Origin of the sequence: Pedomonas sp. (assembly GCF_036515995.1) — a bacterium.
In the GTDB taxonomy this organism is placed as follows: domain Bacteria; phylum Pseudomonadota; class Alphaproteobacteria; order Sphingomonadales; family Sphingomonadaceae; genus Pedomonas.
This window is the reverse complement of sequence record NZ_DATBUP010000025.1, coordinates 42177-49512: the sequence shown is the minus strand read 5'-3', so window position 1 is coordinate 49512 and position 7336 is coordinate 42177. Positions and strand designations below refer to the sequence as shown.

The following is a 7336-nucleotide window of genomic DNA, read 5'->3' as shown; positions in this document are numbered from 1 at the left end:
CGCTGATGACCGCCCCTGTCCCAACCAGGCCAGCCGTGAAGAAGGCAACCCCAAGCCACATGCCGCGAGTCCAGGCGAAACCTCCGGCCAGTCCGAGCAGGCTGCCTCCAAGATAATAGAAGAACAGGTAAAGCGAGGCTGCCTGAGCACGGTCAGCGCCGGCGCGGCGGCCCACCCACCCCGAGGCAACGGAATGCGCCCCGAAGAAGCCGATGGTCACAACCGCAATACCCAGAATGATGACGGGAAGAGGCATGGTAGCAGTCAAAGCGATGCCGGAAAGGAAGAGGAGAAGGAAAGCCCAGAAAACCTTGCCTGCGCCATGTCGGCCGGCCAGACTTCCGGCCCACGTCGAGCTGAGCGAGCCTACAATGAAGAGAAGAAAGATCGCTCCGACGGTTGCTTGGCTGAGATTGTAAGGCGCAGCTACGAGACGGTAGCTCGCATAATTATAAATGCTGACAAAAGCGCCCATCAGGAGGAAAGCTTCCGCAAACAGCCAAGGGATGGCCCTGTCCGAGAACAACCGCCTCAACCCGCCAAGGTAACCCGCCATCGACTGCCGGCGCGGCGTGAAATGGGCAGAGTGGGGCGTATAGCGCCAGAAGAGCAGTGCAATGACGAATACGATGCTGCCGACAAAGCCGACAGCGACGCGCCAGCCTGCATACTCGGCGATGAAGCCGCCTAGCAAGCGACCCATCATGCCGCCCATGGCTGTACCCGCAACATAAATCCCCATCGCGTGGCTTGCAGCCGCGTCCTCCACCTCCTCGACGATATAGGCCATCGCCACTGCAGGCACACCAGCAAGCGCAAGGCCCGCGAGCAGGCGGAGCGCCAGAAGAGAGTGCCAGTCCGGCGCTGCTGCTGCTGCAAGCGTGACAAGACCGGCCGCCAGTAGCGAGGTGATCATCAGGGGGCGGCGACCGAGACGATCGGACAAGACGCCGGCAACCAGTAACGCGATTGCCATGGGACCGATGGTGATCGACACCACGAGGCTCGCCTCTTCGGCCTCCACTCCAAAGTTGTCGCTGAACAGGGGAAGCAGTGGCTGCACGCAGTAAAAGACAGCAAAGGTGGCAAGCCCCGCCAGCAGCATTGCCGCCGTGAATCGGCGATAGGCCGCAGTGCCCCGGGCCGTCTTCTGTGCTGCCATGATCATCCGTCCCCGAATTCCGCTTCAACGTCGAATAAATGAGGTGGGCACCAGCCGTCGAAACCTTGAGCAAGAGCCGCTCCGTCCCGCCATTGAACCCAGCGTCCATATATAGTAAGTACACACTCATCTGCAGTTCGCACTGACGAAAAGCAAGAATTGAATGATCATGCTGATGTTTTGCCTATATGGGGCAGCGATGCATGCAGCTCATCTGGAGGACCATGACAGATCTGTTCGCGCCCCTCTCCTTTGCTCGTGGCCCTGCCGTGAAGAACCGCTTCATGCTGGCACCGATGACAAATCAGCAAAGCCATACCGACGGGCGTTTGTCAGAGGAAGAAGTCCGCTGGCTGGTCCAGCGCGCCAGTGGCGGCTTCGGGCTGGTCATGACCGCTGCTGCCCACGTGCAAGCGGCAGGCCAGGGCTTTCCCGGCCAGCTCGGCATCTTTGGCGACCAGCACCTGGAAGGCCTGACCCGCCTGGCACAGGAGTTGAAGATCCGTGGTGCACTGTCCTCGGTCCAGCTTCATCATGGCGGCAACCGGGCACCCAGGGAACTGGTCGGCACGCCCATATCACCCTCTGATGATCCCAAGACCGGAGCCCGCGGCCTGACCCAGAGGGAGGTCGAGCAGCTGCGCGATGACTTCATCGCTGCGGCCAGGCGTGCGGAGAAAGCCGGCTTTGACGGCGTTGAGATTCACGGCGCACACGGCTACATTTTAGCGGCGTTCCTCTCTCCGGAGATCAACCGCCGTACCGATCGCTACGGTGGCAGCCTCGAGAATCGAGCAAGGATCCTCTTCGAGATCATCGACGGCATCCGCGCCGAATGTCGCGCAGACTTCCAGGTCGGGCTGCGCCTGTCACCCGAACGCTATGGACAACGCTTGCCTGAAATCCGCGAGGTGGCTGGCGAGATCATGCGGCAGGAGAAGATCGATTACCTGGACCTGTCGCTGTGGGACGTGACCAAGGAGCCTGAAGATGAGGCATACAAGGGACGAACCCTGCTGAGCTGCTTTATGGATTTGCCACGCGGCAAGGTGCGCCTAGGAGCTACAGGCAAGGTGATGAACGGCCGGACCGCTGCAGAGGTGATCGAGGCAGGCTGCGACTTTGTTTCGATTGGCCGCGCGGCCATCCTGCGTCACGACTTCCCGCAGCGCGTTCAATCCGATCCGTTCTATCAATCCCCGCCCATGCCAATCAGTGCCGAGCATCTGACGACAGAAGGTGTCAGCGCTCCCTTCCTCACCTACTTGCAGACCTGGCCCGGTTTCGTAGCGGAGGTGCAAACGCCCGCCTGAGCTTGCCGTGATCGGCGTCGGCAGATCCTCGCGAGACCATGAGAACCACTACCCGTCTGTTGTCTACCCCTGTGAGCTGGTGCAATAGGCACTCGGTCTCGGGGCGGGAAGGCGCGACGTGACATTCGCTGCACCTTGATTTTCTGCCCGCCTCACGCCCGCATGCTTCCCGGGGCGCCCTAACACTCCAGCAGCCCGCGGATCGTCTCCAAGTGCCGACGCATCGCCTGATATGCACCGTCGCCGTCCCCAGCGGCGATCGCATCGACAACAGCCAGGTGCAAGATGCTTTGCCGGGCTGCGTACTCCTCCTTGCGCGCCTTCCGAAACATGGCGTCGTGGCGGCGCTGCCAAGAGGCACGACCACGCACGGAGGCAAGCGTGGTGAAGATCGCAGCAAGGAGGGGATTACTACTGGCGCGTGCAACCGCCTTGTGAAAGGCATCATCAAGCCGCTCGTATTCCCACCAGTCTCGGGCCGCTCCCGTGGCGATGGCAAGTTCACGTAGCTCCTTGATGTTCTCTGGCGTTGCTGCTTGCGCAGCAGCGGCGGCCAGTGCTGGTTCATAGACCAGGCGCGCCTCGATAAGGTCGGAGATCGAGGCACTCTCCACAACTCTGTGAACCGGCCTTTCAATGCCGGCAGGAGCTGGCCCGATGAAAGTGCCCTTTCCCTGATGACGCCAGATCGTGCCTTCACCCTCCAACTGCTGCAGCGCCCGTCGCACGGTTTCGCGACTGCAGCCAAGCTCCGCCGCCAGTACGCGTTCGGGTGGAACACGGTCCTGCGGCCCCAGGCGCAGACGTCTCAAGAGAGTGCGTAGCCGCTTCACAACCTCCCCGGCGGGACTACGGCTCGTCATTCTACCCTCAATTTCAGACCAATTTGTGGACCAACACTGCCAGAGAGTATGGTCGCCAGCAACAGTTGGTCAGCGGCCCGCATTTGGCGCGACCTCTTTGCTCTGGGTGCGAGTATGCGACTGAATTCCTTTCTGATGCTGATGATTGTTGCAGTCGTCGTTGCAACAGTATTCCCCGCGACAGGGCCAGCGGCAGATATCATCGACTGGATCGGCACGGCAGGCGTTGCCCTGCTTTTCTTCGGGCATGGGGCCGCATTGTCGCACAAGGCAGTGCTGGCTGGACTGAAGCAATGGCGGCTTCACGGATTTATCTTTGCAATTACTTTCATCGTGTTTCCGCTGATAGTACAGCCACTGCGTCTGGTGCCTGACCACTTCCTTCCGGCCGACCTGGTTCTTGGCTTCATTTACCTCGGCGTCCTGCCATCGGCCGTCTCGTCCTCGATCGCCTATACGGCAATGGCAAGAGGCAATGTCCCGGCGGCCGTTTGCAACTCCGCCGCCTCGAATGTCTTCGGGCTGCTCCTGACGCCTCTGCTGATGGCCTTGTTCATCAAGTCTTCACCCTCGGCGCCAGTCGACCTGAGCCAGGTCCTTGGCAGTGTCTTTGTCGAGTTGCTGCTGCCGTTCGGTCTTGGTCAGGCCATTCACAGTCGAGCAGGACCATTCCTTGCTACACGGAAACATTGGCTGGAAAGCTACGATCAGTCGGTGATTGTGCTGATCATCTACGCAGCCTTTTCCAAGTCCGTCACGGCGGGCCTCTGGCACACCCTTCCCCTGACCGGGCTGCTGATGGCAGCCGGCCTGTGCACGCTCCTTCTGGTCATCGTATTCGTCTTTGCAATCGGCGGTGCTCGCTGGCTCGGTTTCAGCCGGGAGGACGAGATCGCGGCCGTATTTTGTGGATCAAAGAAAAGCCTCGCGTCGGGCCTACCGCTTGCACAGGTCCTGTTTGCCGGAACGAGCGGCTTTGGGATGATCGTGCTGCCGATCCTGCTTTATAATCAGATCCAGATTCTGCTTGGAGCAATCCTGGCTCAACGCTACGCCGCAAGCACCAAAAGGCTCCAGAAAGCAGTCAATGACTAGATTACAGACCAGGCGCTCTCCAGAGAGCCTGCCAAGCTCCGGATCCGGCTGACTGTCAGGTCTGATCCCGCCGGTTCAAGGAACAGGCCCTCAGCAGCGCCTCCATCTTGGCGGAGGTTTCATGCTGGGACAGCGGAGTGAAGATTTCCACGCGAAAGTTTGCATCCACATCTGCATAGAACGAGTAGTATTCGAACGTCATCGCCCCACTGCCTGGGTAGTCGAACGTGATGCGGCGAGATGGTCCGACAGGCAGGTCATAGTTGTTCCACAACTCGCGAAATTCCGGGCTTTCCTTCAGCAGACGCCCCACCAGGGCTTGAATATAGGGGTCGTTGGCATTTCGGGCATAGGTCGCACGAAACAGTGCGACCTGCTGACGGGCCGACTCCCACCAGTCAGGTAGATACTGGCGCACCGGCTGGTGGAGAAACAAGGAGAGCAGCAGATTGCGCTCCGGCCCGGCAAAGGTTTCAAAGTCGCCGAAAAAGGCCCTGGCGGCCTGATTGGAGCCGATGTACTCGCCCCGCGGGGTCAGAATGAACGCCGGGCTCAACCCCAGCCCGTCGATCATGGTCTGAACTGCTGGCAGCACGTCCTCGGGCACCGGCACATCCGGGTTGGCAGCTTCAGGCAGGCCGAGCCGATAGAGCTGCACCCGTTCGACGGCCGTCAGACGCAAGGTATTGGCCAGACGCCGCAACAGGCGCGAGGATACTCGGATATCCAGGCCCTGCTCCAGTTTGGTGTACCAGGAGGGAGAAACGCCAATGAGTTCGGCCACCTCCTCCCGGCGAAGCCCAGGCGTGCGCCGGCGTGTTCCTTGCGGCAATCCCAGATCGGCAGGAGGAAGACGGGCCCGGCGCGTCCGCAGGAAGGTGGCCAGTTCCTGGCGGCGCGCAACATCGGCACCTCCCGCCTCAAGCTTCATCCTGTCACTCTCAGTCATAGGATAAACGTTCCTAGTTTTGGGCCAGAGCCGCTGCATATAAGCTGAGTGTCTGCATAGAGGGAACGGCAGTTGGCAGGGGGGAGCGCGCATGCGGACCCTGTCAGTGGCCTGAAAAAGAACTCATTGGAGAGGCAGGCACCGGATGGGAAAGGTTGTGCGCATAGGCGGAGCTTCCGGGGCGCTGAACGACAGCGCTCTGGCGGTGCCGCAGTTGCTGACGGTTGAAGATCTGAATTACCTGATCTTCGATTATCTTGGCGAAGGCGCCATGGGCCTGTTCAGCCGCATGAAGGCAGCGGACCCCGGTTCCGGATTCTTGCCTGACTTTGTCGATGTTCACATCGGCCCGCATTTCCGGGCGCTGCGCGAGCGCGGCATCAAGGTCGTCACCAATGCCGGCGGGATGAACCCCGAAGGGCTGGCACGGCTCATCGAGGCTCGTGCCAGAGAACAGGGCATCGACCTGCGTGTGGCGGCGATCATCGGCGATGACGTGAGCCAACTGATGCCCGATCTTCCCGCAGCCGAGCGGGTCGACATGTTCTCGGGCGAGCCGCTGCCTGAGGCCCTGACCAGCGCCAATGCTTACTTTGGGGCACTGCCCATAGTTAACGCCCTGGCGCTTGGCGCGGATATCGTGGTGACGGGTCGGGCCGTTGACAGCGCCCTCGTGCTCGGGCCTCTGATCCACGAGTTTGGTTGGTCAATGCAGGACTATGACCGGCTGGCGGCCGGAACGGCTGCCGGACACCTGCTCGAGTGCGGCGCACAGGTCTCCGGGGGAACCTTCACCGACTGGCAGGAGGTGCCGGACTGGGCCAACATCGGGTTCCCGGTCGGCGAATGCTTCGAGGACGGCAGCCTCATCATCACCAAGCCTGCGGGTACTGGCGGCCTGGTCAGCGAAGGAACGGTTGCTGAGCAGCTCCTCTACGAGGTCAGCGATCCCCAAGCCTATTTCGTACCCGATGTCACCTGCGATTTCAGTGCCATACGCCTGGAACAAGTGGGACCGGACCGTGTGCGTGTATCCGGCGCCAGGGGCTACCCGCCAACCAGTCACTACAAGGTCTCGGTGACCTATGATCAAGGCTGGCGATCCATCTCCCTCCAGCCCATCATCGGCATAGACGCAGTCGCCAAGGCCTGCCGGCAGGCCGATGCCATCCTCGAGCGCACAAGCTGCATGCTGCGCGCCCGAAACCTGGGCGACTGGTCCAACGTGCAGGTCGAGGTGATTGGGGCCGAGGCCAGCTATGGTCCCCACGCCCGCCCGGTTGCACCACGCGAAGTGCTGCTGAAGATCGTCGTCGACAGCCCATCCATGGCTGCGACCGACCTCTTCTGGCGCGAAGCCAGCGCCGCCATCATGAACATGTCGGTCGGAACCAGCATTGCACCGGTGCTGGCCACTCCACGCTCCGTGCCGGTCAGCCATCACCGCTCAGTTCTGCTGCCCAAAACGAGGGTTGAGGCTCGGGTCGTGCTCGACGGGCAGACGGTGCCTGTCATCGTGCCGATGGACGGCGGGTTCGAGCCGGGATTGATCACGCGCCCGGCCCTCTCCTGCGAAACGCCTGGTGCGAAAGAGGTGGATACGGCAACAGTTGAGCTGATCCGGCTTGCCTATGCCCGCAGCGGCGACAAGGGAAACCTGTTCAATGTGGGAGTGATCGCCCGCAAGCCGGAATTCCTGCCATGGATCCGCGCAGCTCTGACTGAGGAGGCGGTGCGCGACTGGTTTGCCCACCTGTTCTCAGATGATGCCGGTGCCCGTGTTGATCGGTTCGAAGTTCCGGGCATCCACGCGCTCAATCTCGTCGTGCATCAATCTTTGGCAGGCGGAATGACGGCCTCGCTCAGGCTGGATCCGGCTGCAAAGTCCCATGCACAGATGCTGCTGGAAATGCCGGTACCTGTGCCGAACCACCTGCTGCCCCTGCTGTAAAGG

Annotated in this window: 6 protein-coding genes; 3 read left to right on the top strand and 3 right to left on the bottom strand. The window is 61.3% G+C overall.

The window, feature by feature from the left end; all coding sequences use genetic code 11:
* The coding region (locus tag VIG90_RS02200) for an MFS transporter (protein WP_331591795.1) at positions 1-1162 on the bottom strand (1162 nt) is incomplete at its 3' end.
* A gap of 224 nt (positions 1163-1386) precedes the next feature.
* On the opposite strand from VIG90_RS02200, the gene VIG90_RS02195 reads away from it, so the two are divergent.
* Positions 1387-2475 carry an NADH:flavin oxidoreductase gene (locus VIG90_RS02195; protein ID WP_331591794.1) on the top strand — a complete coding sequence of 363 codons (1089 nt, stop codon included), beginning with the start codon at positions 1387-1389 and terminating at the stop codon, positions 2473-2475.
* Positions 2476-2654: 179 nt separating this feature from the next.
* Here the strand turns inward: VIG90_RS02195 and VIG90_RS02190 are convergent, their stop codons facing one another.
* Positions 2655-3338 carry a FadR/GntR family transcriptional regulator gene (locus VIG90_RS02190; RefSeq protein WP_331591793.1) on the bottom strand — a complete coding sequence of 228 codons (684 nt, stop codon included), beginning with the start codon at positions 3336-3338 and terminating at the stop codon, positions 2655-2657.
* A gap of 114 nt (positions 3339-3452) precedes the next feature.
* On the opposite strand from VIG90_RS02190, the gene VIG90_RS02185 reads away from it, so the two are divergent.
* Positions 3453-4433 (top strand): bile acid:sodium symporter family protein, encoded by a 981-nt coding sequence (locus VIG90_RS02185; RefSeq protein ID WP_331591792.1) that lies wholly within the window; start codon positions 3453-3455, stop codon positions 4431-4433.
* Positions 4434-4488: 55 nt separating this feature from the next.
* On the opposite strand, the gene VIG90_RS02180 is transcribed toward VIG90_RS02185, so the two are convergent.
* Entirely contained in the window at positions 4489-5421 is a 933-nt protein-coding gene (locus VIG90_RS02180; RefSeq protein WP_331591791.1) for a helix-turn-helix transcriptional regulator, read from the bottom strand.
* A gap of 106 nt (positions 5422-5527) precedes the next feature.
* On the opposite strand from VIG90_RS02180, the gene VIG90_RS02175 reads away from it, so the two are divergent.
* Positions 5528-7333, top strand: a complete 1806-nt coding sequence (locus VIG90_RS02175) for an acyclic terpene utilization AtuA family protein (RefSeq protein WP_331591790.1) — start codon at positions 5528-5530, stop codon at positions 7331-7333.
* Positions 7334-7336 lie beyond the last annotated feature (3 nt).